At 32.4% G+C, this 24,833-nt stretch carries 24 protein-coding genes and 1 pseudogene; 22 read left to right on the forward strand and 3 right to left on the reverse strand.

From position 1 onward, the window contains the following. Nucleotides 1-269: 269 nt before the first annotated feature. The 16 genes from P700755_RS12890 (at nucleotide 270) to P700755_RS12960 (ending at nucleotide 14,670) form a co-directional block, all read left to right on the forward strand. Nucleotides 270-953, forward strand: coding sequence for a hypothetical protein (locus tag P700755_RS12890; protein ID WP_015025090.1), 684 nt, complete (start codon nucleotides 270-272; stop codon nucleotides 951-953). 830 nt (nucleotides 954-1,783) lie between these two features. Next, nucleotides 1,784-2,305, forward strand: a complete 522-nt coding sequence (locus P700755_RS12895) for a hypothetical protein (protein WP_015025091.1) — start codon at nucleotides 1,784-1,786, stop codon at nucleotides 2,303-2,305. Nucleotide 2,306: 1 nt separating this feature from the next. Next, nucleotides 2,307-2,486: a hypothetical protein gene (locus P700755_RS12900; RefSeq protein ID WP_015025092.1), complete on the forward strand. Its 180-nt coding sequence runs from the start codon at nucleotides 2,307-2,309 to the stop codon at nucleotides 2,484-2,486. A 1,475-nt stretch (nucleotides 2,487-3,961) separates the two neighbouring features. Then, entirely contained in the window at nucleotides 3,962-4,438 is a 477-nt protein-coding gene (locus tag P700755_RS12905; RefSeq protein ID WP_015025093.1) for a hypothetical protein, read from the forward strand. Nucleotides 4,439-4,440: 2 nt separating this feature from the next. Beyond that, complete coding sequence (locus P700755_RS12910; RefSeq protein ID WP_015025094.1) at nucleotides 4,441-4,710, forward strand: hypothetical protein; 270 nt, start codon at nucleotides 4,441-4,443, stop codon at nucleotides 4,708-4,710. Nucleotides 4,711-4,943: 233 nt separating this feature from the next. Next, nucleotides 4,944-5,195: a DUF6364 family protein gene (locus P700755_RS12915; protein ID WP_015025095.1), complete on the forward strand. Its 252-nt coding sequence runs from the start codon at nucleotides 4,944-4,946 to the stop codon at nucleotides 5,193-5,195. Further along, nucleotides 5,196-5,618 carry a type II toxin-antitoxin system VapC family toxin gene (locus P700755_RS12920; protein ID WP_015025096.1) on the forward strand — a complete coding sequence of 141 codons (423 nt, stop codon included), beginning with the start codon at nucleotides 5,196-5,198 and terminating at the stop codon, nucleotides 5,616-5,618. It begins immediately after the preceding gene. Nucleotides 5,619-6,001: 383 nt separating this feature from the next. Further along, nucleotides 6,002-6,340 carry an RDD family protein gene (locus P700755_RS12925; protein WP_015025097.1) on the forward strand — a complete coding sequence of 113 codons (339 nt, stop codon included), beginning with the start codon at nucleotides 6,002-6,004 and terminating at the stop codon, nucleotides 6,338-6,340. Next, entirely contained in the window at nucleotides 6,322-6,426 is a 105-nt protein-coding gene (locus P700755_RS21020; protein ID WP_281013643.1) for an RDD family protein, read from the forward strand. The genes P700755_RS12925 and P700755_RS21020 overlap by 19 nt, the downstream gene beginning before the upstream one ends. Nucleotides 6,427-6,698: 272 nt before the next feature. Further along, a complete protein-coding gene (locus P700755_RS12930) occupies nucleotides 6,699-7,418 on the forward strand; it encodes an acetolactate decarboxylase (RefSeq protein WP_015025099.1) in 720 nt (239 codons plus the stop codon). 657 nt (nucleotides 7,419-8,075) lie between these two features. After that, entirely contained in the window at nucleotides 8,076-8,774 is a 699-nt protein-coding gene (locus tag P700755_RS12935) for a hypothetical protein (protein WP_015025100.1), read from the forward strand. A 958-nt stretch (nucleotides 8,775-9,732) separates the two neighbouring features. Further along, nucleotides 9,733-10,314, forward strand: coding sequence for a toxin-antitoxin system YwqK family antitoxin (locus P700755_RS12940; RefSeq protein WP_015025101.1), 582 nt, complete (start codon nucleotides 9,733-9,735; stop codon nucleotides 10,312-10,314). 131 nt (nucleotides 10,315-10,445) lie between these two features. Next, complete coding sequence (locus P700755_RS12945) at nucleotides 10,446-11,213, forward strand: hypothetical protein (protein ID WP_015025102.1); 768 nt, start codon at nucleotides 10,446-10,448, stop codon at nucleotides 11,211-11,213. Between the two features lie 480 nt (nucleotides 11,214-11,693). Further along, complete coding sequence (locus P700755_RS12950; RefSeq protein ID WP_015025103.1) at nucleotides 11,694-12,302, forward strand: DUF6563 family protein; 609 nt, start codon at nucleotides 11,694-11,696, stop codon at nucleotides 12,300-12,302. 154 nt (nucleotides 12,303-12,456) lie between these two features. Beyond that, a complete protein-coding gene (locus P700755_RS12955) occupies nucleotides 12,457-13,062 on the forward strand; it encodes a hypothetical protein (RefSeq protein WP_015025104.1) in 606 nt (201 codons plus the stop codon). A 1,074-nt stretch (nucleotides 13,063-14,136) separates the two neighbouring features. Further along, nucleotides 14,137-14,670, forward strand: coding sequence for a sigma-70 family RNA polymerase sigma factor (locus P700755_RS12960; RefSeq protein ID WP_015025106.1), 534 nt, complete (start codon nucleotides 14,137-14,139; stop codon nucleotides 14,668-14,670). Between the two features lie 226 nt (nucleotides 14,671-14,896). Here the strand turns inward: P700755_RS12960 and P700755_RS12965 are convergent, their stop codons facing one another. Further along, complete coding sequence (locus P700755_RS12965) at nucleotides 14,897-15,931, reverse strand: Fic family protein (RefSeq protein ID WP_015025107.1); 1,035 nt, start codon at nucleotides 15,929-15,931, stop codon at nucleotides 14,897-14,899. Between the two features lie 374 nt (nucleotides 15,932-16,305). Here P700755_RS12965 and P700755_RS12970 point away from each other — a divergent pair, with 374 nt between their 5' ends. From P700755_RS12970 to P700755_RS20305, 3 genes are all read left to right on the forward strand, one after another. Further along, nucleotides 16,306-16,806: a hypothetical protein gene (locus P700755_RS12970; protein WP_245535940.1), complete on the forward strand. Its 501-nt coding sequence runs from the start codon at nucleotides 16,306-16,308 to the stop codon at nucleotides 16,804-16,806. A 6-nt stretch (nucleotides 16,807-16,812) separates the two neighbouring features. Beyond that, nucleotides 16,813-17,277, forward strand: coding sequence for a helix-turn-helix transcriptional regulator (locus P700755_RS12975; protein WP_015025109.1), 465 nt, complete (start codon nucleotides 16,813-16,815; stop codon nucleotides 17,275-17,277). A 577-nt stretch (nucleotides 17,278-17,854) separates the two neighbouring features. Continuing rightward, nucleotides 17,855-18,859, forward strand: coding sequence for a toll/interleukin-1 receptor domain-containing protein (locus P700755_RS20305; protein WP_015025110.1), 1,005 nt, complete (start codon nucleotides 17,855-17,857; stop codon nucleotides 18,857-18,859). Between the two features lie 91 nt (nucleotides 18,860-18,950). Here P700755_RS20305 and P700755_RS19445 read toward each other — a convergent pair. Together P700755_RS19445 and P700755_RS21350 are read right to left on the reverse strand one after the other, a co-directional pair. After that, a pseudogene (locus P700755_RS19445) lies at nucleotides 18,951-19,199 on the reverse strand (transposase); the annotation flags it as partial. After that, nucleotides 19,093-19,395 (reverse strand): transposase, encoded by a 303-nt coding sequence (locus P700755_RS21350; protein WP_157609407.1) that lies wholly within the window; start codon nucleotides 19,393-19,395, stop codon nucleotides 19,093-19,095. The gene P700755_RS21350 and the pseudogene P700755_RS19445, both read right to left, overlap by 107 nt. A 549-nt stretch (nucleotides 19,396-19,944) precedes the next feature. On the opposite strand from P700755_RS21350, the gene hsdR reads away from it, so the two are divergent. The 3 genes from hsdR to P700755_RS12995 are packed head-to-tail and all read left to right on the forward strand — an operon-like array spanning nucleotide 19,945 to nucleotide 24,800. Continuing rightward, nucleotides 19,945-22,335, forward strand: a complete 2,391-nt coding sequence (gene hsdR / locus P700755_RS12985; protein ID WP_015025111.1) for an EcoAI/FtnUII family type I restriction enzme subunit R — start codon at nucleotides 19,945-19,947, stop codon at nucleotides 22,333-22,335. Further along, complete coding sequence (locus P700755_RS12990; protein ID WP_015025112.1) at nucleotides 22,336-23,364, forward strand: ATP-binding protein; 1,029 nt, start codon at nucleotides 22,336-22,338, stop codon at nucleotides 23,362-23,364. Beyond that, complete coding sequence (locus P700755_RS12995; protein ID WP_041758370.1) at nucleotides 23,361-24,800, forward strand: class I SAM-dependent DNA methyltransferase; 1,440 nt, start codon at nucleotides 23,361-23,363, stop codon at nucleotides 24,798-24,800. The genes P700755_RS12990 and P700755_RS12995 overlap by 4 nt, the downstream gene beginning before the upstream one ends. Nucleotides 24,801-24,833: the final 33 nt, after the last annotated feature.

Consider the following 24,833-nt stretch of genomic DNA (forward strand, 5'->3'; position numbering starts at 1 on the left):
ATTCAATTTATTTATGTGACATTATAAATTTAATTTGGCATGAGGAAAAAGATAAACGAGAGTGTTGGCAAACCTTCGGTGCATTAGAATCTTGATTGCAGCATTAGTAGTGGTTAATTTAAAGTCTCTTGGATAAAATGTATGAAAGTGTTAACTTAGATTAATAAAACTACCTAAATAGATATATACCCTATATTGAAGATTTTAATAGGGTTTATAAGGATGTTAGGCAACATTAAAAAAAACACCTTAAATTCAAGTAGTTAACTATGGGATTTTTAGATTTTTTAAGATCAAAACCTACAGATGAGAAACTGACAAAAAAATTAGTGAATTTTGTTTATAACAGTATTCAAGCTGAAAAAGAAGTTCGAGTAGAAGATGCGATATGTTTAATTTCAACAATTATTGCCGAAAGATGTATTGTGTTTACGAATGAATTTTCAATAAACGATCACGAATTTGAACCTGGTTCGGCAGTTTTTTCAGAGAAAATTAATGAATTACTTGTTGGACAAATCGCTGTCGAAAATTGGAAAGAATTGCCGAAAGAATGTGTTTTTTCGAAAATTAAAAGCAAAATTGATTCTCACTATGACACTAGTTCTTTCCCTTCTCTAACCGGAATTTTTGAAAAATATGCGGAAAATATTGGAAAAACGGAATGGGGAAGCCTGAATTTGTCTATTCCAGAAGATAACAAACCATCCTTTTTGCCTTTACAAGTTGGACATGAAACGAGAAAATTCATTGACAAAAACATAAATCTAGAAAATAACGAAAAGACATTGCAAATAGCTATTAACTCTATTTGCGAAATACTGATTGAAACTAAAATGGCTTTAGATCCATCAATTGCTTTGGTTATGACATTTGAAATTATAAACGGAATGTCTAAAACAGCAACGATGACTGACGAAAAAATGGCTGAATTAAAAACAGCGGAAAAATAAAAACGTTGCCTAAAAATCTGTATAGTTAATGGCTAGATAATGTTAAATTTGAAGTTCAGTTATTTCAATAAAGTTCTATAATAAACTGAAAAATTTGGCTCTTTAAAATGCCACTAATCATAGTGTGCCAAGAATCAACCATGGCAATACATAAAATGGTTGAATGCTGTGAATAGTGTCTGGTTGGAAATACAGCAAAATCAAAAATGTTTTTTTTTTTGCGATTTTTGTCTTTAATTTTAATCGCCCGATGCTATGGCATCACCTCATAAAATACAAAAATAAATCTCATCAAAAATAATTCATTTTATAAAATCTGCCTATTTCCAACCAGTCACTAGTTACGGAACTTGGGAATCTGCTTATGGATGATAGACTTGTGTAAGGCTACCGCATTAGGATTCGCTACAAGTCAAAGGGAAATATTCAATCGAAACAAGCGAGAGATAGTCCCGATAGGTATCGGGAGAAGTTGAAAGCAGAGGCGGACTCATTCGTAGTAGTGTTGATCCCGAAACTTCGGGAGTGTAATGGAACTGGAGTAAAGGGATGGGCTAATTTTTATTTACAATTTGCCAACTTGAAAAAGGATGAGCTTATATTTGTATACTAAATTAGAAGAGCCCTCGACAAAAACGGGGCAGGCTGTGTGAGGGGAGACTTTCAAGCACGGCGGTGTACTGAGCCTGCCTGTCGCGCCTTGGCAGGAAGACCTGTCGAAGTTTTCTGTGAGAGGCTTGGGGTGAAATTCCCCTTGTCTACTTGACCAGTAACCGTTGTGCTTCAGTTTGAAAAAAAATCGTGATTGAATTTTATAGTATCTTTATACTATGAAAAAAATTGAGCAGGGATTTATAATTGATAGGCTGACGGATTCAATTCTGAATACAATTTCTGGCGACAGTTTTCAAACAGAAATATCGACCCTAAAAAAGTCGGATTTGAAGAATATTCTCAAGAAAAACGGATGGAATTTTGATTGGAAAACCGAATTTAACGACCTGAAAAAAGAGATTTATAAATTGACAATTGTTAACAATCCCGATATTATTCAAGGACTTTTGAGTGTCACAATTGAGAGCGACCATATTTATATGGATTTGCTAGAAAGCGCACCATTTAATATTGGGAAAGAAAAACTTTATGAAGGTGTTGCGGGAAATTTAGTAGCGTATGCGTGCAAAACTTCTTTCCAAAAAGGGTACGAAGGATTTGTAGTATTTACGGCTAAATCACGACTAATCAAACATTATGAAGAAACTTTGGGAGCATATCATTTTAAAAACCAACGAATGATAATCGACACAGAACTAGCCAAATTTTTAATGACTAAATATTTTAAAACAAGATAAAATGGGACATATAGCAGAACCAAAAGGAGTTGATTTTTTGATTAAAAGTACGCCTTTGACCGACAAAGAAAGAGAAGAATTAAGCGAACATATAAAAAAGCGCAAAATTGAACTCGGAAAGAAGTCTGAGCCGAAACTAAGACCTCTCACAAAAGAAAGCCGAAAGCATAACAACGTATAAAAATAATAGGGTAATTGTCGCTTAACCCAAAGGTAAATCTACATTTGCGAGGACGCCAAATTTTTAATTTTGGCTTATTGATTAGAAAAGATAATAAGAAAAATTTAAAAATTCGGCTTGTGTATAATACGAAAAGTTAGTGTCTATTTACACGCTACGTTTCATAGTGTACCAAGAATCAGTCATGGCAATAAATAAAATGGTTGAATGCTGTGTATAGTGTCTGGTCGGAAATACAGCAAAATTAAAAATGTTTCTTTTTGCGATTTTCATCTTAAATTTTAATCGCCTGATGCTAATGCATCACCTCATAAAATAAAAAACAAATCTCATCAAAAATAATTCATTTTATAAAATCTGTCTATTTCCAACCAGTCACTAGTTAAGATGATGGTAGACCCATCAGAGTCATTGTACAGGCGATAGCTCTAAACCATCTAAAGTTGCTTTGATTAATAGTCTTGGTATTGAGCGTTTAGTAGAATCTAGTCCTAGGGATTAGCAGTTAGGAATAAAGGAGTTGAACCTGCCTATGCTGGCAGGCAGGCTAAAGTGAACCATTGAAGAGGTGTCCGCGAAAAATGGGGCAGGCAGAGAAGTATGAACCTCCAGTCAAAAGCTAGAGGACGAAGCGTTAATAAAATGTTCTGAGGGCATTTTTAGCGAACGAGCCAGCTGGCGTGAGGCATACGGAGTGAAAAGTAATGTTAGCAATAACATTACTTACAGAGATAACCTATTTATTTTCTGTAAAGTCCCGATATCTATCGGGATCATTCAGGTGGCAAAGCCTGCCCCGTTTTTTTCGGGGAACTTTACTTGGGCTTGGCTAGTGTCTGGTTGGAAATACAGCAAAATCAAAAATGTTTTTTTTTGCGATTTTTGTCTTTAATTTTAATCGCCTGATGCTATGGCATCACCTCATAAAATACAAAAACAAATCTCATCAAAAATAATTCATTTTATAAAATCTGTCTATTTCCAACCAGTCACTAGTTACGGAACTTGGGAATCTGCTTATGGATAATAGACTTGTGTAAGGCTACCGCATTAGGATTCGCTACAAGTCAAAGGGAAATATTCAATCGAAACAAGCGAGAGATAGTCCCGATAGGAATCGGGAGAAGTTGAAAGCAGAGGCGGACTCATTCGTAGTAGTGTTGATCCAGATAGCTGCTGGGAGTGTAATGGAACTGGAGCAAAGGGATGGGCTAATTTTTATTTACAATTTGCCAACTTGCAAAAGGAAGAGCTTATTTTCGTAAATTAAATTAGAAGAGCCCCAGACAAAAACGGGGCAGGCTGTGTGAGGGGAGACTTTCAAGCACGGTGGTGTACTGAGCCTGTCTGTCGTGCCTTGGCAGGCAGACCTGCCGAAGTGTTCTGCGAGAGGCTTGGGGTGAAATTCCCCTTGTCTACTCGACCAGTAACCGTTGTGCTGCATCCTAACAGACAGTTGCAACTCAATGAAATAAATGGATAAAAGAAAAAACATATTTGCAATTTTAATATCACCTGTGATTGGAGAAATATCATTTTTGATTTTGTTTTTTATAATTACACTAGTTGATAATGTTTTTCCGAAAGAAATGGATGGACCAATGATTGGAGATAGAATTTTGTATTATTTCTTCTTTCCAATTTTATTCGTTGGAGCATTGATTTTTCAAATAATTATTCTTGAACCAATATTTCGTAGATATAGAAAAAGGAATGAATTGAATAAATCATTAATAAAAAAGATATGTATAATTAGCATACTTAGTTTTTCAATTCTTTTTAGTTTACCTATGACCTTTGCATCAATATTTGGCAATGTTCAGTTTGAAGTTGTTGGAATTATGACTGAGTTTTTTGTGGCACTTGCTATTTGGTCATCTTATTTTATACCGAATATGTTATCATATTATTTATTTTATATTAAACAAACTGAAATGATAAAAAGAGATTGAAAATGCCAAAATCGAAATTAATATATCAAGCAAATCAAGAAGTTATAGGTAAACATTTGCAATCAAAAGAATGGGTGATGTATTCTGGTAAATTGACTATTTACGATAGAAAAACTAATCCCGTTATTCTTAGACTTAAAAGTGAAATATACGAGACTTTTATAGGTGAATTTATGGAAGAAAAAAAAGAATTTAAAGGAAATAATGTGTCTGATGTATATGGCAAGTTGGCAAAATGGTATTATAATAATGGAATAATTTTTCAAAATTAGAGAAAAAATAAAAGTAAGACAGCACCATGATACATATAGTTTATGGCAAGTGAAGTGCTAAATATGAGTGATTTAACAATAAATAAACATTGGTGTGAGTTGAAAGATTTGTGTTTCAAAACCGCCACAAAACCATTTACTTAATGTTAGCCATAAGTAAAACAGTACGTGTGAAATATTATTATTAAACATGTATTTTATTTATTTTACTACCTCCGTGAAAATAATTCGTTATGAATACTAAATTAACATTAACAATAGAAAGGGAAATCATTGAAAGAGCAAAAAAATATGCGAAAGAAAAAAATCGTAGCCTCTCTGATTTAATTGAAAACTATCTAAAAATATTAACCAAGGAAGAACACATACAAAAAGAGAAAATGCTTAATCCAGTTGTGAAATCTCTAAAAGGATCTTTTAAAACGTCTAAAAAATTAGATTACAAAAAAGAACTTAACAATAGGTTAGAAGAAAAATATTTATAAATGGATAATGTTTTAATTGATACTGATGTCATATTGGATTTTTTCTTTGATCGCAAACCATTTTCTGACTTTGCTACTCAAGTTCTTAATCTCTGTGAGGAAAAAAAATTAAATGGGTTTGCAACGCCTGTTATAATCTCAAATGTCTATTATTTACTTCGAAAAATTGGAAAACACGAAATTATAGTTGAAAAGATTAAGCAGCTGTTGACAATTATTGACATCCTAGAAATGGATAAAAATGTTGTTCTAAATGCTCTCAATTCTGATTTTAAAGATTTCGAAGATGCATTGCAAAATTTCTCCACAATTGAAAATGGAAGAGCTCAGATTATATTAACCAGAAACATAAAAGACTTTAAAAAAAGTAAACTGGCTATAATGACACCAGAAACTTATTTGAAAGGCACTGCCTGTAGCTAACAAAGCATATTAAAAATACGGCTATATTTTAACTTGCATTAAGTTTCGTACAAATAATTAACTTTCTTTAATTCTGAATAATCTGAACTCGCTTTCCTTGCTGCCCGCCCGCCAGAATGAATTGTCGGGTAGGTACAGAAAGCCAGCCCGACAAGTCATTCTGGCGGGGTACGTTCGGGTGGGTTCGCAGACGACTCAGTTATTTGGAGGAAAGAAGATATTGTTCGCATTCGCCGCTTCAAGCCGCACGGCTCCGCCAAGCCCTACTTTTCATTAACAAACTCATTACCATACATTACATTTAATTATGAAACTAACTTAAAAATAAATAACAAGAAAAGTCTATAACTGAATAACGAATGACTAAATCTAAAACATAACCTTTGATCGGAAAAAGAATAATTGCAGGTTTAGTAGATTATACATTTATTTATGGATTTCTATTTATTTACATTTATGCTTTTAGAGAACCGAATGAATCAGGTGGTTATAGTGTGAATGGAATTCCAAGCCTAGTCCCGATTTTATTTTGGGCGATAATGACAATTGGAATTGAACAATTAATGGGCAAAACGCTTGGGAATTCACTTTTTGATTTAAAACCGATTCCATTCAAAAAACCTCAAATTCAACTTTTAAGGGATCGAATAAAAACCTGTCATTTGGGCAATCTTTCAAAAGACATTTACTTGCTCCGATTGATATGTTTCTCTTTGGTCTAATTGGAATTTTAACGATTAAGAACTCTGAGAAAAACCAAAGACTAGGGGATATGTGGGCGAAAACTAGTGTTGTAAAAAACATCTGAATTCAAAAAAGCTGAATAGAAAAAACGTACGGTGACATTGCAAAAAAACAACGGTGGAACTATGTGTTGGCAAATAGTCGTTGCATTAGAATCTTGAATGCAGCATTTTTGGTGGCTAAATAAAAGTCCCTTGGGTAAAGTATACAAAAGTGTTAGTTTAGTTGAAAATAAAACAATGCCTTTAATAGATTTATCCTATGCTGAATATTTGAATAGGGTTTATAATGATATTGGCGTTAATTTTGCCTATACTAATCTAAAATAGAATAAAATTGAGAAAATTACTACTTGTACTACTAACGATCGGAATAATAAGTTGCAACTCGACTAAAAAAGAATCTAATTCAAAAGGAGAATACTCTGATATAAAAATTGTTGGAGCAATGAAAAGCGTAATGTGGAAAGGTGAATTAGGGAGTAAAATTGAATTAGACGCCATTTTGAACAAGAATGGACTCTATGGAATTGGACCTGTAAGCTATTTGGCGGGTGAATTACTAATAAACGACGGACAGAGTTACATATCGAAAGTAACTTCTGATTCTACAATGACAGTTGAGAAAAGTTTTGACATATCTGCACCTTTCTTTGTATATGCCAATGTAGGTGAATGGAACGAATTTGAATTACCATCAAATATTATATCAGTCCAAGATTTGGAAAAATTTATCGACGAAAAAACGACGAAACGCAAGCGACCATTTGTTTTTAAATTAAAAGGAGAAGTTTCAACAGCTATTATTCATTCTCAAAACTTACCAGAAGGAACCAAGGTCTCTTCACCAGACGATGCACATCAGGGACAAGTTAATTATAATTTGACCGAAGAAGAGTCTGAAATAGTTGGATTTTTCTCAACAGAGCATCAAGGAGTTTTTACACATCACGACTCATTTGTCCATATGCATTTAATAACTAAGGATGAAGATAAGATGGGGCATTTAGACGAATTGGAAATTGGTAATATGAAACTATATCTGCCTAAAAAATAAAAACTACCGCCAATAACTAAAGATTCATGTGGTCGGTAGAGCTTGTGCCAAATTTTTAGTAACTCAACATGAATGCCCAGATCAATCGGGGTCGACTGAACCGATTGTCTGTCGATTATTCTTTGGGGATTAGTGGGTTTTCGGGATGGTTTATCTGGGTAATACCAAATTAAACCAATAATGTCGCAATAAATCGTTTTACCGATACGAATTCGGCACAGGCTTTTTTCGCCTGCTTTTCATCAAAAATAATTACCGTAGCTAAGGCTATGCTAGTTATTTTTGATTTCAATCAATCAAAAAACCTGTGCTGAGCAACGTCGTAGCATAATTCAATTTATTCATACGGCATTATAAATATAATTTGGTATAAGACGAGTACTTGTTTCTTTATTGTGTAGTTCATGACCACTTAAGCTTATTCAAATTTAATTTGGTAGAAGTAGACTAGGCATCAAACTTTGTTCTGGTCAGGCTGTTGCTAATAGTGCAAAAAAAGTGGCATTAAACCAAAAAAAAAGCCTCTTGGATAAATTATACAAAAGTGTTAGTTTAGTTGAAAATATAAAAAACAGCTCCCTAAATAGAAATATATTCTATACTGAAGATTCAAATAGGGGTTATGCGGTTGTTAGCTATCATTTAAAATAAACATTCGTGAAAAAATTTAAAGTAAAAAATTGGAAAAAGCGTGGGTTTGAATTTCTATCAATTTTTATTGCTGTAATTTCTGCTTTTGCACTAAACAGCTGGAATGAAGATAGACGAGACGATAATTCTGGAAATAAAATTTTAATAGAAATAGCAAATGGACTAGAGAAAGACATTGAGGATATTAACCATAATATAGGTGGACACAAATATGGAATTTCAGCTTGTGTATATTTCAGAGACTTATTGCTTGATAAAGAAATTAACAGCGATTCTTTAATGTACCATTATTTAAATTTGACAAGAGATTTTGTTTCTATACAAAATGTAGCTGGTTACGAAACTTTGAAATCGCAAGGATTGGAGTTGATAAAAAATGATAGTTTGCGTCTTAAAATAATTTCTCTTTATGAATATGACTTTAATACTTTGAGAAAATTAGAAGAAGAATATTCAGAAATGCAATTCCAAGAAAGTTATTTTAAAGAAATCAATAATGATTTTGCACCAAATTTTAAGTTCAATGAAAATGGGAACATTACTGGAATTGATCTGCCAATTAAAATCTCGGAGGATAGAAAGAAAATTTTACTGCTGTATTTATGGAAAATTCAAACGAATAGAATTTTCATTTTAAAATATTATTCTGACATTGAAAGAAAAATAATAGCAATTCAAAAACATATTATGGCAGAAAAACGATAGCCATCAAAGAACTGAAGCAAATAATAATACTTTTCTTCATTATTTTTTGACACTATTTATCTAGGCTTGCAGATGTATAAACTGGATCTGTAAGTTTTTTTTGCTTATCATTCAATTACTTAACCACAAGAACTGAAACTATGTTTTATCATTGGGCAGGGCTGTTTTACTATAGCAAATGTTTGTTTTAACGGCTTATTTTAGTCCGCCATTAGTACAAGTTTTTTCCTTTGGTATAAAACGTACTTAAAGCTCTACAAGCTTTTAGATATTTACTGGTGTTAAACCTACATATGAATAATAAATTTTGTAGGTTTTGATTTCTTATTATACTGATGCGGCTACGTCCATTTACACTGTTTTTTCTTTCTCTAATAACAGGTCCCCTAGACCTTCATAACTCATTTCCAGTTGTAAAACGGTTAAAGCCATCTGTTGGATACTTCAGTTCGTTTTAGGCCAGTGATATCGGAGTCTTTGTGCCTGACATTTCGGATCAAAGCTAATACTTACGGTTTGATCTGTGCCAGTTGCTCTTGTGTTGGCGTTAAAGCGTATGGTTTTGTAACAGTGGTAAGGTTTTGATGCTCTTGTTTGATAATTATTAATAGGATGTTTTTTAAGGTTTTTATCTCCTTTTGAATATGTTTCAAACTGCTTTCCAAATAGGGGAGTGCCTTAATTCTACTCGTTATTTTTGAAAATAATTATTAACATGAAGATGATCAAAACCCGCGTTTGATTTATAATGAAAAAGAATAAGCCAATAGTGTTGGCAAACAATCGTCGCATTATAATCTTAAATGCAGCAATTTTAGTGGTGAATTAAAAGTCTCTTGGATAAAGTATACAAAAGTGTTAGTTTAGTTGACAGTAAAAACAAAACCTTTAATAGACACATATCTTATACTGAAGATTTAAATAGGGGTAATACGGATGATGTAAACAATTTGACAAAATGAAATCAAGAATACTATTTTTACTATCATTAACAATCCTTTTTTCTTGTTCTACAACCAAGGAAATTAAAGAAAATGGAACTAGTGTAAGTCAACTAAACGGAATTACAAAAGAATTCTATGAAAATGGAGATTTAAAAGTTAATTGGAACTACAAAAACAACCAATTGAATGGAATTTCAGAAGAATATCACAAAAACGGAACTTACTCTAAATGGAATTATGAGAAGGGACAAATTATTGAAGGAAAATCCTATTTTAAAAGTGGTAAACTCCTTCAAGAATACACTTTTAAAAACGGAACAAGAGACGGAACGGCAATCAGATATTATGAAACTGGAGAAAAAGAAACGATCTGGGAATTCGAAAATGACATTCTAATCAGCGGAATCGCATATTATCCTACTGGAGAAAAATGGACTGACTTTGAATATAAGAATGGAATTCCAGCAGGAATATCTACTGAATATTATAAAAGCGGGAAAAAGAAAATTGAGTGGAATTACAAAAATGGAGAGTTAAGCGGAGAGTCAATTGAATATTTTGAAAATGGGATTGTAAAAAAAATTCTCAACTATTAAAAACTAGTTACAGCATGGTTTATAATTGATTTGGCAAGTACTTATCTGTAAAATTTCTTCGGAATTCTCTCTTGTCAATATTTGTTTACTTATCCATATAACCGACAATACAAACTACTTTACTTACAATTATGAAAAAGATTTTAATTTTATTAATAATTTTATTCTCATTAGAAAATTATGGTCAAAACCATGCTTTTTATAATGACTACAGAAGTCATAAAAACATCATAGAGGGAACTTACTCCCAAAAAAGTACTTTAAAAACATATTTAGATTTGAAATTGCCAATTATTGATAATAATTCAAAATCTATAGAAATCAACAAAGATTTTGACTTTATCAAAATCAGCAAAAGTTCTGTAGTACTTTTTGATAGTCATAATGTTGAGATAATGAAACCTATTGGAAAAATTGAGAGAACAACTCAAGTGAAAATTGACTCAACTTTTTTTAAAGAAATCTATCGAGATTATTCAAAACCTTGGAGTACTTCATTCAATGTCTGGAATAAAATCACAATAAATGGAAAATCATATTATACCGATTATGACATTCACGATTCACAAGATATTGAAGACATTAAACAATTAAATCAGAAAGTTTTAATTGTTGGACAAAATACTGGTTATGATTATTTATATCACATGGGTTATCCTGAATATTACTTTCTTTTATTTTTAGATAAGAGTAATGAAGTCATTTTTGAAAGTGAAATTTTGGATATAAGAATTGGCGATGAATTTGCAATGAAAGAGGACTTTTTAAAAACAAATTGGAATGAAAAAACTGAAAATTTTGAAATTACTTTTTTCAAACAACTTGAAGCCGAAAGAAAGGAATTAGAAATTCATTGGAATGGAAAAGAAATAAAAATAGAAACTACCGCCAATAACTAAAGATTCATATGGTCGGTTCAGCTTGTGCTTTATTTTCGATAACTCAACATGAATGCCCAGATCAATCGGGGTCGACTGAACTGATTGTCTGTCGATGATTCTTTGGAAATTAGTTGATTTTTGGGATGGTTTTTCTGGGTAAGACCAGTACTTGTTTCTTTATTGTGTAGTTCATTACCACTTAAGCTTATTCAAATTTAATTTGGAAGAAGTAGATTAGGCGTCAAACTTTGTTCTGTTCAGGCTGTCGTTAGTATTGAAAAAAAAATGGCATTAAACCAAAAAAAGCCACTTGGATAAAGCATACAAAAGTGTTAGTTTAGTTGAAAATAAAAATGCACCTTTAATAGATATATACCCCATACTGAAGATTTGTATAGGGTTTATAGAGATGTTAGCAATAATTTAAAAAAAAGCATCCCACACTAGCTGGATTCAAGCTATAAATAAAATAGGATTGAAATATAAAATAGAAAAATAATGAAAAAGATTACTATTCTGACTTTAAGCCTAATTCTTACAATTCAACTATTCGGTCAAGATTCTCAAAATGTGTTTAAATCATTTACCGAATTTACAGAAATGGAACCTTCACAGAAGTTTGATTTTCAATTCAAGCAAAGAACTTCTGGAAATATATTTATGTCAGGTGGAATTAAAAATTATAGGATTGAGAAAGTAAAACCTTCCACATCTCTTGACTATTTGACAAAAGAAGCCTGGGGAGTTTTTGAAAAGGATTCTATTTTTATTAATAGCTATCCATACTCTAAATTGATTGGGTACAATAAAATTTCAGGAATAGGATACTATTCGTATTTTATTGGAGAGCCAGCGAAATTAAAGGAAGAACAATTGAAACTGGGGATAATTAATGAAGGAGAATCACAAAAAGGAGTTTGTTGTAAGACAAGTTTCGTGATATTACCAAATGGCATGGTAAAATGGTTGACTCCATCTTATTTGAAAGAACTAATATCTGATAATGCGGAATTGGTAGATGAATTGGAATCCCAGAAACTAACACCTGATAATGTCTATGACATGTTTACTATTCTAGATAAATACAATAAGACGAAGGAGAAATAACTATTGCCAATACGTAATATAGCAAAAAGTGGAGAAGCGTTTAATTGAAGCTGTTTTAGCCCGTTTCATCTTCATCTCGGTTTGATAGTGAATTGCTCGTAATCTATTTTATATTTCTAAAGTTATTCACGATTTAAAACCGAAATTATCAAAAATGAAAAATCTTCTTCCTTTTATCATTTCTTTCTTTTTGCCAGGAGTTGGACAGTTTATTCTGAAAGATTTTAGAAAAGGTGGAATTATTTTATTGTCACATATAGTTTCCACTTGTCTTATCTTAAATTTAGATTTCTTGAATTTACTTCCTTTTTGGTTTCCCCATATAATTACTATGATTTGGGCAATTTTTGATATTTATGACAAAATTGAAGAACGAGATGGGAAAAAATCCGCAACCAGATATCTTGCTTTTAGTTTACTTATTGTAATTATTTTATTTCCATTAACTCTTACTCTTTTAGCGGTTGGACTTTTTAAAGGAGCAGAGTTTTTTACGAATGAATATCTTAACGAAGACAGAACTAAAACAGAGATGAATAAAATTTCAACTGAATTAAGTCTTTATAAAAATCACTACGAAGTTTATCCAAAAAATTATGAATCATTTATCAGACAAAAACCTATTTGGGGAAGTTGGAAAGCAGACAGTTGGAAAAACCCATATAAATACGAATTAATTGATTCTATAAATTATAAATTAATTTCTGCTGGAAAAGATGGAATTTATTTGAATGAAGATGATATTATAAGAAAAAACTGAAAAACAAATTGCCTAGTAAAAAACTGAGTTAAAAAAAGCAGCACTTTTTTTCAATTAATTTTTGACACTATTTATTTAGGCCTTTTGATTTATAAACTAGATTTTTAAGCTTTTTTTTTGCTTATCAGTCTATTATTTTACCACAAGAACCGAAACTATATTTCATCATAGGGCAGGCCTGTTTTGCCATAGCAAATGTTTGTTTTAACGGCTTTTTTTAGTCCGCCATTAGTACAAGTTTTTTCCTTTAGCTACCATCCGCTCATAAACATCCCTACAAGCATTGTAGTAACTGCCTGCCGGCATGCAAGTTTATAAGCATTAAAGGCATATAAGAAGAGTAGGTTGCTCAGTTTTTAATTTCCTATTTTACCGATGTAGCTACGTCCATTTAACCTGCTTCCATTTTTTCTAATCACAGATGCTAGACCTACATAATTTCATAACTCACTTCCACTTGTAAAATAGTCAAAGCCATCTAATAGCCACTTAATTTCGTTTTAGGCCAGTGATATCTGAGTCTTCGTGTCAGGTATTTCGAATCAAATTGTGTCAATACTTACGGTTTGATGTGTGCCAGTCGCACTTGTGTTGGCGTTAAGGCGTTTCGTTTTGTACCAGTGGTAAAGTTTTGATGCTCTTGTTTGACTAATACTTATAGGTTGTCTTCTAAAGTTTTTATCTTCTTTTGAATATGTTTCAAATAGCTCACAAGACTACCGTGTTTATTGCTTTAACCCCATACCAAGTTATTTAAAGAAAAAAGTTAGAAGCTAGCAAAGACTAGAGAAATATGCCTTTTGGAATATGTTTTTTTACTTAACCGTTATAAAGTAGATAAAAATAACTCAGATAAAATGTATCCTTTATCGTGTTTATAAGTCTCCTTGGTGAACTTTAAAACTTAATATCATGAATAATTGTAAATGCACTAATTGTGATTGTACCAAATGTAATTGTGGAAATTGTTTGGAAAGCAATTGTCCTTGTACTAAATGTGAATGCAACAAATGCAGTTGTTGCTAAACCTAATAAAGGTTAGTGTAACAACTAATCTTTATTTATTTTTATAGCATGGAAACTCAAACGATTTGGGATAATTTTAATGAAGAACTCTATTTTTTTATCCTTAAAAAGGTTAAAAATAAAGACACTACAAATGATATTTTCCAAAATACATTCTTGAAAATTCATAAAAATTTATTCAAGCTTGAAAAAGAAGAAAAAGCGAGAGCTTGGATTTTCCAAATTGCTCGTAATGAAATAGTTAATTACTTTAATGAAGAATCTATTTACGTAGGGAAGTTGGATATAAATAAAGAAAATTCTTTACCAGAATACCAACATATATGCTGCTTTGATAAATTCATAAATGATTTGCCAGAAATCTACAGACAAGTCATTGAACTGATTTATATAAAAGGACAAAAACAAAAAGACAGTGCAAAAGAACTAGAAATAAGTCTTGAAAATGTTAAAGCAAGAATTAAAAGAGCCAAAGATATTTTAAAGAAAAAATTTAACGAATGTTGTAAATATGAGTTTGATAAAAATGGCAAGTTGATTGGTGAGTCTAATTGCTCTTCGTGTAACGGTATAATAAAATAGCTACTTGACAATTAATAAAGTAAAAGACAGCACTTTTACTTTATTAATTTTTGACACTATTTATCTAGGCTTTTGGATTTATAAATTGAATCTGTAAGTTATCTTTTTGGTTAGTATTCAATTATTCTACCCCAAGAATCGAGACATACGTTTTATCATATTCATTTTGAAAAAGCTGAACGATATTGTTTTATGTGGTAGGTTCTGATTTGCGTATGGTATATATTTAATCAATTTTAAAAAGATTTATGTATTCATTGAATACATATAATTTGTTTCGTTGTGCACCTGAAACTTCTTTTAAGACTTCTATTTCTTCTAAAGTATTAAGCAGCTTATAGGCTGTGACGTTGGATTTTTGAATAATTTTCCCCACTCGACTTACCTCTATAACAGGCTGTGTATACAAGTAATCAATAACTTTTTTCGCATCTCCACTTCGGTTTCCTAAACCTTTAATTTTAAGCTCCAATGTTTTTTGTAGCTGCATAATACCATCAAAAGTAGTTACTCCTTTTTTAGCCGTTTCAATGATGCCTGTAAGGAAAAACTTAAGCCATTGATTGATGTCATTGTTTGATCTCACACGCATCAAATTATCATAGTACAACAGTCTGTTTCGCTCAAAGAAATCAGAAAGGTAAAGTATGGGTTGTTTAAGAATACCTTTATTGACCAGATAAAGCGTAATCAAAAGTCTTCCTACTCTTCCATTTCCGTCTAAAAAGGGATGAATGGTTTCAAATTGATAATGAATGATGGCAATTTTAAGCAAATCTGGCAGATGATTTAATTCGTTATTGGCAAAATGCTCGAGGTCGGACATGATTTCTCCAATGGAAGTATGTACTGGAGGAATGAACATAGCATCATTAATAGAAGCACCACCAATCCAGTTTTGCGATATTCGAAATTCACCAGGAAGTTTGTTTGCTCCGCGCACGCCTTGTAATAGTATTTTATGCGTTTGTTTTATTAATCGAGAAGAAAATGGTGAAGTGTACAACAATTTTACCGCTTCGTTCATGGCTTGTATATAGTTCTGTACTTCTTCCCAGTCGTCTCTTTTATCTAAAGAAACCTCCTCTCTGCTTAAAAAAGCATCTTCCATATTGGTTTGTGTGCCCTCTATTTTGGATGACTGTGTTGCTTCTTTGGCGATGTGCATGCGAATAAACAAATCTATATTAACATATTCAGAATACATATCCAGTCGCCCTAACTGTCTATCAGCTTTACTCAATAAGCTTATGACTTCCATGCTAGAGATGCCCCGATCTCGATTTATTGGATTGGGTTGAAAGCTTTTATAGTAGCCTTGTTTGTGATGTATTTACCCGCAACAAATTTTTCCATCTTGCTTATTTACTTAAAAAATATACCCTTATTTAAGTTAAACGCATAAAAACTTAAATAACAAATTTATAAATTAAGCTGAATTGGTTTTTTATTAATTAAAAGTCCCTTAGATAAAGTATTCAAAAGTGTTGGTTTAGTTAATATTATAAATAACCTCCTATAATAGATAGATACCCATACTGAAGATTTGAATAGGGGTTATATGGATGTTGGTGTTCGTTTAAAATAAAATTGTACAAATTGTACAATTTTTTGTATCTTTGAATTGCAATGACTATGAAAATTTTAGAAGTTAAAACCAATTTAGAGACTAAATCCATAATCTCTTTGGTTACTAAAAATAAAGCAAAATTACCATCTATAAACGATGGGTGGAGATTTAATTTCAGTAAGCACTCGACAGGAAAAGATTACGAAACCTATATTCTCAAAACAGATAAGACACCTGAAATAATTGAAGGATGTTTAATCATAAATACTAAAACCCCATTTCAAGTCTATATGGCGTTTGTGGAAGTTGCCCCGCATAATAAAGGAAATGAGAAAAAATATGATAGAGTTGCTGGTTGTCTAATTGCCTTTGCTTGCAGACAAAGTTTTATTAATGACAAAGAAGGTTATTTAGCCTTCGATGTATTAGAAGACAAAAAAGAAAATGAATTACGATTAATGAAATTATACAGTCAAAAATACAATGGGGTAAGACTTGACAATTCTACAACAATGATTATTTTACCAAAGGGAAGTGAAAAATTGATAAACGAATTTTTAAAATAAAAGGTTATGAAAAAGACAGAAATCTTGCCTAAAGACATTTGGAATGATGAAAAACTCAATAATGTAAATGAGTTTATCAAGAATCATTCTGACAATCAATCTAAAGAAAGAAAAATCAAAAATAAACTTCTTTCTATTCAATATAAATTGGAAGATTATATAGAAAGAGATGATATCGAAGAAAATGAAGTGCTCGATATATTGGATTTTGTGAAAATGTATTTAAAAGCATTGGATATAACAAAATTGGATTTGGCAAACTACTTTGGAATGAGGGATAGTAATCTACATAAATATTTGACAGGAAAGAGAAAATTAAATCCAGAAATTGTATTAAAAATCAGTTCATTTTCTCACACCAAACCTGAATATTGGTATAGAGTACAAGTGAAGAATGAGCTTATGAAATTAAAAAAAGAAAGCGCAAAGGATTACGAAAAATACGATTATAAAAAATTATTATCATTATAAAAAACGCTTACTAACAAAAAAACTGAAGTAAAAAAAATACTCTTTTTGACTAATTTTTAGACGATATTTATCTAGGCTTTTGGATTTATAAACTGGATCTGTAAGCTCTCTTTTTTGTTATGCTTTAATTTCTATTGGGTTTAATTCCCCGAGGCTTGCCTCGAGTTTTGAGGAAAGTTTGAAAACGGATGGTTTTCATCAATCAAAAAAAAGCCCTCTAAATGCCTCGTGGGCTTGCCCCGAGGATTCTTTACTAGGGGAGCATCATTATTAAAGTACCTATTTTTCGAAAATAAATAGTATCCCTGAAAATAATTATGAATACGAAGATGACGAAAACCTGCGTTTGATCTATAAGGAAAAGATAGGTGAATAGTGCTGGCAGACAATTCGTTGGTTTAAAACCTTGAGTTCAACATTTTTAGTGGTGAATCAAAAATCCCTTGGATAAAGTATACAAAAGTGTTAGTTTAGTTAATATTATAAATAACCTCTTATAATAGATAGATACCCATACTGAAGATTTAATAGGGTTTATATGGATGTTAGGTGAAATTTGACAAAACATAAATAATTAATGAAAATATTTATTTTACATTCCTCTAAAAACGCTAATTACGGAAATGCACTTGTAAACCTTTTAACAGGAATTGGAATTAGTGGAGACCAAATAATTTTCACGAGTAATGATGCTTATGGAATCCCAATAGGACAAAACATATTTGATTGGCTGAAAAATCAGATAGTTGAAAAACCTTATGTTTTATATCTTCTTTCATCCGAATATTATAAAAGTGTCGCCTGTTTAAATGAAATGGGAGCAGCTTGGGTTATAGAAAATAAACATACTATGATTTTCACTCCAAATTTCAAATTAGATAGTTATGAATTTCAAAATGGAGCTATTGACCCAAGAGAAATCGGATTTTACATTAACAATAATGACAAATTAATTGCATTTATAGATTCATTAAGAACTGATTATAATGTGACAACAAATCCAGTTTTAATAAATCAAAAAATAAGAGAGTTTTTAGATGTAATTGGAAATTTTAATACAACCGCAACAACAGAAATAAAAAATGAAACATTAAAAAAGTCAGTAATCGCTGATGCAATTTTTCAAGGAAAGAAAGAAACAAAACTGACTGAAAAAAGTAATAATTCACCAAAAAAATACGTTGGAAAATCTCGGTTTTTTAACGATCTAATGTGTGGTAAATTGAAAGATGAAGAAGTAATTTTAACACATTATATAATAGACACAGCTAGATTTAGATTATTCACAGGTTGGCAAGAAAGTCAAGAATTAGATAAAATTAAAGCTTGGGAAGATGTGAATGGAATCAATAGTACGTTATCTGACAATTACGAGAGTGCATTGAGAAGGTTTGAAATGAAAAAGTTAATTTCTGTTTCCGCTGTGACAAGTGGTGGAAAAACTAAAGAGTTGCAGATAATTGAAGAGCTTCAAGATGAATTATTGGATTTGCCAACAGAGGTAGGTGAAAAAATAAATGAAATAGTTGATAACAATCTAAAAACAGAATCGGAACAGTTTAATCCAGACAACTGGAATTAAAAACTGCACCCAGCAAAGAACTGTGTTAAAAAAAACAACACTTTTTTTTTATTAATTTTTGACACTATTTATCTAGGCTTTATTGTGTATAAGCCTTAAAACTACACATGAATAATAAATTATGCTGTTTTTGATTTCCTATTTTACTGATGTGGTTACGTCCATTTACCCTGCTTCCATTTTTTCTAATCACTGGTGTTATACCTGCATAACTACAACGCTGTGATGCAGATTCAAACTTCGAAAACCCGTCTGTAAAGACAACCAACATTACAGCTGCTATATTCCCAATTCCTGGTGTCGTTTTTAGCCGCGTTAACACGTCTTGATGCTCTTGTTTTGTCTATGAGTTTATTGAATTTCTTTTCCCAAGTGGTTAGCGGCTTATTTTTATAGGCCTTTTTTAAAATATGATTTTTAAAATTTCGTTTTTTTAAAACCTCAGCATTTTTCTTTGATTGATAACCTTTATCTACTTTTAAAAGAATGTCTTCTGGTAAATCTGCACTGTCTAATACCTCTTCTAAATTTGCTATTTCATTGGTGCTTGCCTTTTGGTTAACACCGCTAAAACCAAACCTTCATTATCTGTAACGTTATGTTTTTAGCCAAACCTGTATTTCCCACCTTTCTTTAACCAAGCTGCATCTTTATCTACACTATCTCCTTACTCTTTAGTAAGTTTAACTTGCTGCTCATCTGTTCTATCCTCTGTAACTTTATGATTGGTTTTGCCTTTAGGTTTTAATAATGTGTCAATTATTTGACTCACTTTTTCCCAATCTAAAAGAAAGTTGATTTGTGTAAAGACTATTTTTTAAATGTTTCTTGTGCATAAATCACAAATACTGTCTGCTAAAGTGGAATTATAATATGTTTTTATGAAGGAAATACGAAGAATTAAATCACTGATGAACAATACTATAAAGCTAAAAAAAATAATTTATTTATGGCTTTTTATCTTGCCATGGTCTTTATTCTTATCTTGTATTTTTTGTATTAAAATCAACCAATCTACATTAAATAATCACCTATTTCATTAATACTTTTAGGAATGCACTAAAAAGAATTAATTTCATTAAATCATGAATGAAAAAAAACCATCCAAAAATAAAGGGAACTTATCAGAAAGGGATATTTGCACCAAATTTATAAACCCTGCAATTGAAAAAGCAGGATGGAACATGAGGACACAAGTGAGAGAAGAAGTTTCTTTTACAGATGGACGTATTATTGTTCAAGGTAAATTGTACACCAGAGGGAAAAGTAAAAGAGCCGATTATATCCTGTACTATAAATCGAACATTCCAATTGCAATTATCGAGGCTAAAGACAATAAAAAAGCGGTTGGCCATGGCATGCAACAAGCCTTAGAATACTCAGAGATACTGCAAATACCATTTGTATTTACTTCTAATGGAGATTCATTTGTCTTTCATGATAAAACAAGAACTGATGGAATTCTAGAAGAAGAGCTCACTTTAGATAACTTTCCTTCTCCTGAGACCTTGTGGAAGACCTATCTAAAGCATACCAATATTGAAACTCCAGAGGCGAAAGAAATCGTGGAGAAAGATTATAATGTGGATGATAGCGGAATGAGTCCAAGGTACTATCAACAAAATGCAGTGAATAGAACCTTAGAAGCAATTGCGAAAAAGCAAGAACGAATTATTTTGGTGATGGCAACTGGTACTGGAAAAACCTATACGGCGTTTAACATCATCTGGCGTTTGTGGAAAACAGGAATCAAGAAACGCATCTTATTCCTTGCCGATAGAACTGCGCTACTAACACAAACAAAGAATGGTGATTTCTCTCCTTTTGGAAATGACATCATGCATATTATTAAAAACAGAAAGATTGATAAATCCTATCAAATCTATTTTGCATTGTACCAAGGTTTAACCAGTACGGATGAAGATAAAAATGCCTACAAAGAATTTAGTCCAGAATTTTTTGATTTAATCGTAATTGACGAATGCCATAGAGGAAGTGCTTCTGAGGCTTCAGCTTGGCGAGCCGTATTAGATTATTTTTCTTCAGCAACACAAATTGGACTTACAGCTACACCAAAAGAAACCAAAGATGTTTCCAATATGGAATACTTTGGAGAACCTGTTTACACCTATTCTTTAAAACAAGGTATTGATGACGGCTTTTTAGCCCCTTATAAAGTGGTAAGAATTACTACTAATGTAGACGAAGGCTGGAGGCCTACGGCTGGTTTGCGAGATAAGTATGGCAATGAGGTTGAAGACCGTGTCTATAATTTAAAAGATTACGATAGAACATTAGCTATTGATGAACGCACTGAACTTATAGCAAAAAAAATTACTGAATATCTAAAAGCAACTGATCGCTACGCAAAAACCATTGTTTTTTGTGTAGATATAGATCATGCCAATAGAATGCGACAAGCATTGGTTAATGAAAATGCAGATCTAGTGGCTAAAAACTGGAACTATTGTGTAAAAATTACGGGGGACGATGAGGTTGGAAAACAGGAGTTGGATAATTTTACAGACGTTGAAGAACGTTTTCCGGTGATTGCAACTACTTCAAAAATGTTGACCACAGGAATAGATACTAAAATGGTAAAATTAATTGTTTTAGAATCTAATATCAACTCTGTTACCGAGTTTAAACAAATTATAGGAAGAGGGACACGAATTAGAGAAGCAGAAGGTAAAGTGTTTTTCACGATAATGGATTTTAGAAAAGCCACCAATATTTTTGCAAGACCAGATTTTGATGGTGATCCTGTACAAATTTATGAACCAGAACCAGATGAACCAGTAGTGCCACCAGATGAAGGTGACATTCCCCAGCCAGGTGAAAGCAATCCAAATGATCCGGAATCAGCTCTACCTTCAACACCAGATATATCCATCGATGGACAGCCTGAAAAGGTAAAAAAATATTTTATCAATCAGATTCCTGTTACTGTAGTTAACGAGCGCGTGCAGTATTATGGAAAAGACGGTAAGCTTATTACAGAATCTTTAAAGGATTACTCTAGAAAAAATATTGAAAAAGAGTTTGCTTCACTGGATGATTTTATTCAAAAATGGAATGACTCAGAGAAGAAAGAAGAATTGATCAAAGAGCTTGCAGAACATGGCGTATTGTTGGAAGCACTTAAGGAAGAGGTTGGCCAAGATTTAGACGATTTTGATCTCATATGCCACATTGCTTTTGATCAACCAGCCTTGACCAGACAGGAACGTGCTAATAATGTGCGCAAGCGTAATTATTTCACCAAGTACAGTGAAACGGCACAAAAGGTATTGAATAGCTTGCTGGATAAATATGAGCAAGAAGGGATCGGGTCCATAGAACAAGGTTCTATATTGAATGTACAACCCTTGAGCCAGATGGGTTCTGTAGTCGAGTTGGTTAGAGCTTTTGGAAAACGAAAAGATTTTGAACTAGCCATTAAAGAATTAGAAAACGAAATATATAATATTGCATAATTGAATATTTTAACCAAAATACAACAACCTGAGGGCAGGCGTCTTGAATTTAAAGAAGTACCACCCACAAATGCCGAGTTAGCAAGAACGATTGTTTCTTTTGCTAATGATGCTGGAGGCGAATTGTTTGTTGGAATAAAAAACAACCCAAGAGAAATTACGGGTTTACCGCAGCACCAACTAGATACTATAGAAAACCGAATAAGTAACATTGTAAACGATCAATGTACAATCATTGTTTTACCAGAAATTACCTTTATAGACCAAAAAACGATAGGGACCAGTATCTCTTTACAACCAGAAGAGGCTTACCAATTTGTATTGCGTCATATTTCACAAGGAACAGAGGACTACAAAGGGGTTTATAGAAATGACCGCTGGGAGTATCCTTTAATCGCCATTAGAGAAGTTATTAGAAATGCTGTAATTCATAGAGACTATTCACTTACCGGGAAAGATATTAAAATTGCCATTTTTGATGATAAATTAGAAATAACAAGTCCAGGGAAATTACTGCCTACTGTAGATTTTAATGATATGGACGCAGGACAATCAGACGTGAGAAACAAAGTGCTGGCACCCGTTTTTAAACGATTGGGTATTATAGAACAATGGGGAAATGGTTTACAGTTAATCGCAGACGATTTAAACGCATATCCAGAAATAGAATTGGCCTGGAAAGAAGCTGGAATCGCCTTTAGAGTCTCCTTTATTAAGAAAAACTATCAGGCGCAGCTAGAGTCACAGCTAGAGTTAAGGCACGAGTTAGAGCACGAGTTACAGCACGAGTCTTTATTCTCAAAAACACTACAAATTGTAGCAACAAAGACAAGTGCTACCAAAGAGATAGCACTAGCTTTGGGGCAAAAAAACATATCAGGATACCTAAAGAAAGTTATAGGGAAATTACTAGAACAACAACTTATAGAATGGACCATCCCTGAAACTCCTAAAAGCTCCAAACAACAATATAAAATAACAAAAAGAGGTGTTGCATTTTTGCAACTCCTCCATAAAAAAAACGAATGAGTAACATAGTAATCAACATAAAAGGAATACGCGATATCATGCGTAAGGACACAGGAGTAGATGGAGATGCACAACGCATCTCACAAATGGTATGGATGCTTTTTATGAAAATATTTGCCGACAAAGAAGAAGAATGGGAAATTACCATAGACAACTATGAATCTCCTATTCCCGAAAACTTAAAATGGCAAAATTGGGCGGCAGACGATGAAGGCTTAACAGGTGATGCCTTAATGGACTTTATAGAAACCGATTTGTTTCCAGCCTTAAAAAATTTAGATATTACGATTAGCCCTCAAGCAAGAATTATACGTGCCGTTTTTGATGACACCTATAATTACATGAAAAACGGGACACTCTTCCGTCAAGTGATTAATGTGATCAATGAAATCGATTTTAACAACTCTACAGACAGTCATTTGTTTAACGATCTCTATGAAACCATTTTAAAAGAACTGCAAAGTGCTGGTTCTTCAGGTGAGTATTATACACCTAGAGCAGTCACACAGTTTATGGTAGATATGGTAAATCCACAATTGGGAGAAAGTGTATTAGATCCTGCTTGTGGTACTGGTGGTTTTTTAACCTGTACTATCGATCATGTAAGAGCACAAGTAAAAGATGCTACCGACAGAGATGTATTGCAAAAGTCCATCCGTGGTATTGAGAAAAAACCATTGCCGCATTTACTGTGTACCACTAATTTAATGTTGCATGGTTTTGATTTGCCTGTAGTGCGCAGGGATAATTTATTGAGTAAACCCTATGCCGATTGGGGTACAAAAGACAAGCTGGATATCATACTCTCCAATCCACCTTTTGGCGGTGTAGAAGAAGATGGAACCGAAACCAATTTCCCTGCTAAATTTAGAACCAAAGAAACAGCCGATTTATTTTTAGCCTTAATCATTAAACTCTTAAAAAATAAAGGACGTTGTGCGATTGTATTGCCAGACGGTACTTTGTTTGGCGAAGGCATGAAAACACGACTTAAAGAAGAACTCTTAGATAAATGCAACCTACATACCATTGTACGATTGCCTAATGGTGTTTTTAACCCCTACACAGGCATTAAAACCAACCTGTTGTTTTTTGAAAAAGGAACCCCTACTAAAGAAGTTTGGTATTATGAACATCCGTATCCTAAAGGAGCCGTAAGCTATAATAAAACCAAACCCATACATATTAAAGAATTTGATGTAGAAAAAGCCTGGTGGAACAATCGTGAAGATGAAAAATTCTCTAAAAATGCATGGAAAGTTTCTATTGAAGAGATTAAGAAAAGAGGTTATAATCTGGACATTAAAAATCCACACCAAGAAGTAGATACCTTGGCAAGTCCAGAAGTATTGTTAGAGAAATATACCGCTACAGAACAAAAAATTTCCACGATACAAGATAAGATTATAAACGTATTAACCGAAGCTCTAAAGTAACCCAATTCCTGCGAAAGCAGGAATCTTAAACAC

The sequence above is a fragment of the Psychroflexus torquis ATCC 700755 genome, assembly GCF_000153485.2.
GTDB classification, from domain to species: domain Bacteria; phylum Bacteroidota; class Bacteroidia; order Flavobacteriales; family Flavobacteriaceae; genus Psychroflexus; species Psychroflexus torquis.